This is a genomic window from Thioalkalicoccus limnaeus, assembly GCF_041197575.1.
Lineage (GTDB): Bacteria > Pseudomonadota > Gammaproteobacteria > Chromatiales > Chromatiaceae > Thioalkalicoccus > Thioalkalicoccus limnaeus.
Window position 1 is genome coordinate 1 of the sequence record NZ_JBDKXB010000064.1, and the last position, 2,601, is coordinate 2,601.

Annotated in this window: 3 protein-coding genes; all 3 read right to left on the minus strand. The window is 66.4% G+C overall.

All coding sequences use genetic code 11. The features are described from left to right. Nucleotides 1–44 precede the first annotated feature (44 nt). Nucleotides 45–1,073: a magnesium chelatase ATPase subunit I gene (gene bchI / locus ABC977_RS18000; protein ID WP_369668652.1), complete on the minus strand. Its 1,029-nt coding sequence runs from the start codon at nt 1,071–1,073 to the stop codon at nt 45–47. 362 nt (nt 1,074–1,435) lie between these two features. Further along, nucleotides 1,436–1,906: a photosynthetic complex assembly protein PuhC gene (puhC, locus tag ABC977_RS18005; protein WP_369668653.1), complete on the minus strand. Its 471-nt coding sequence runs from the start codon at nt 1,904–1,906 to the stop codon at nt 1,436–1,438. A gap of 14 nt (nt 1,907–1,920) precedes the next feature. Beyond that, the coding region (gene puhB, locus ABC977_RS18010; RefSeq protein ID WP_369668654.1) for a photosynthetic complex putative assembly protein PuhB at nt 1,921–2,601 on the minus strand (681 nt) is incomplete at its 5' end.

Sequence of the window (2,601 nt, forward strand, 5' to 3'; positions counted from 1 at the left end):
CGTCGCGTCATCCCATGGCGACGCCCTTTGAACGTCGGCCCGCGTCATGCGCCGAAGAGCTCCTCCACCGCGCGCTCGACCCGGGTCGTCGAGCCGGCGTCGTCGAGCGGGTTGCGCCGCAGCCGGTGCCGCAGCGCCGGCGCGGCGATGCGCTTCAAGTGCGTGTCTCCGACCCGCTCGTCCCCATCGAGCGCCGCCAACGCCCGCGCCGCGCGGATCAGAGTCAGCTCGCCGCGCAGGCCATCGGTACCCAGCGCCATGCACAGCTGAGCGGCTCGCTCCAGGGTCTCGTCGGGAACCTCGACTTCGCGCAGTTGGGTCCGCGCGGTCTCGAGTTGGCGCCGGATCTTGCCGTCCTTGCGCTTCCATTTCGCGACGAAGGCGGCCGGATCGCGCTCGAACTCATCACGCCGCCGCACAACGTCGACACGCGTGGGCAAATCGGTCGGCGTCTTGACCTCGACCGACAGGCCGAAGCGGTCGAGCAACTGCGGCCGCAGCTCACCCTCCTCCGGGTTGCCGCTGCCAACCAGCACGAAACGGGCCGGATGCCGCACGCTCAGGCCCTCGCGCTCGACGACGTTCTCGCCGGACGCGGCGACATCGAGCAACGCATCGACCAGGTGATCTTCGAGCAGATTCGCCTCGTCGATGTACAGAAAGCCGCGGTGCGCTCGCGCCAGAAGGCCCGGCTCGAACGCCTTTTCGCCCCGGGTCAGCGCGCTCTCGAGATCCAGCGCCCCGATGACCCGATCCTCGGTCGCGCCGAGCGGAAGATCGACGACCGGCACCGGGACCAGGCGTGTCTTCAACGCCCGCTCGGGACGTGCCTCGCGACAGGCCTCGCACAGCGCCCCTTCCGGCGCCTCCGGATCGCAGTTGTACGAGCAACCGGCAACCACCCGCATCTTCGGCAGCAGGGCCGCCAGGGCGCGAATGGCCGTCGATTTCCCGGTACCCCGGTCGCCGAACACCAACACGCCGCCAATCGAAGGGTCGACGGCCGCGATCAGGATCGAGAGCTTCATCTCGTCCTGGCCGACGATCGCCGAGAATGGAAAGACTGTCGGCATGATCAGCGCATCCCCCGGCCGGCCGCGCGATCACGGATCGCCGGCGTCCTCAGACATCCCCCAGCGCCGGCCGATGGGTCGGCTGGCCCTTTCGCGATCAACAAAGACTCTCGATTCATAAGTCGCCCTATCTCGTTTGCACTGCCACCCGCGTTCCGACCGCGAGCCCGCTGCCCCGGCCACGATCGCGGCCATGACGACACTAGCCCCCGCGCACCGCGCTGGTCAAGGCATAGGCCCAATCGACGGGGTGATCCGGCGCGCACCGCCGGCTCGTGGTTCGGACGCCGATCCTGGCCGGCCACCGCCCGGGATCGGGAGGACGAGGAATCGACCGCCGAGCGTCGGATCGATGGCCGGTATCAGAGGGGTTCGCGCAATCCGTGCAAGACGCGGTGGAAAGCCTTGACGTTCTCGCTGCCGAACGACCGCACGTTATGGATGATCCGTTGGGTCCCGAGGTCCTGGAACGAAATCCGGCCGTCGACGGTCTCGGTCAAGCGGAATGGGGCATCCACATCGACACCCAAACGGCCCCGGTCGCGATGGTACTTGTCGATGACATGCTGCAGGAACCGGTCCTGACCGGGAAGCAAGGTATCGATGCGGTCGCCGGTGGTCGCATCGTAGACGGCCACGGCGTCATCCTCGAGCTTGACGAAGCGCACATCCCGCGTCGCCACGACCGGGGTCGCGAAGGCCGGATCCTCGGTTCCCTCATGACCCGCGAACCGATCCGACGACATCACGACGAACAGGGCCAAGCCGACCAGCCCCGCGACGATCAGAAAGAAGACCGTCGGGGGACCTTGCGGTTTCGGTTTTTCGCTCACCCTGGACTCCTCGGTCATGACCGCGCCGCCGCGACCGAACCCGTCTCCCGGCCCTCGAGCACCGGTTGACCGGCCTCGGGCGCCGTCAACGGCTCTTCCTCGGCGGCATCCTGCAGCGCCTTGCCCAGGATCTCAGCGACCTTGGCCGCCTCCGGCAGCCCCCGCAACATCGGTTGCACCGGGCGGAAATGCCACGGCCGCACATGTGGCCAGAGCACCAGATAGGAGGTCTGCTGATCGCCCGAGACCGTCAACGAGATATCGCCATTCCCGCGGCGAAAGGTCCGCAGATCGGCCGAAGTGATCACCTTGAACGGGATGTTGACATGGATCGAGAAGACGATACCGATGCGCATCACGATCCGGCGAGTCGTAATCGTATAGATGGTGACATGGGCCGCCAGCCAACCGGTGAGCACCAGGAATCCGACCGGCACCAAGCCGAGCAACAGGATCGCGTAGCCGTTCTCGAGGGCCTCGACGAAATTCCCGTCCCGCACCAACGGTGGGATGAAATAGAAAAGGAAGAGCAGGACGAAATAGATGGCGACCTTTCTCGCCTGGTACGCGCGAACAGCCAAGGCGCCCCACGAGGGGGCGCCTTGCCAGATGATCTTCTCGCCAGCGGGAAGGACATCTGGGAGACCGCGCATAGGCTCGATCTCGAAGTCATCACTCATATAAAGACGGCCTCC

Bases quoted from the DNA above. Each gene is read 5' to 3' on its own strand.
- bchI (WP_369668652.1), bottom strand. From the start codon at position 1,073: ATGCCGACAGTCTTTCCATTCTCGGCGATCGTCGGCCAGGACGAGATG.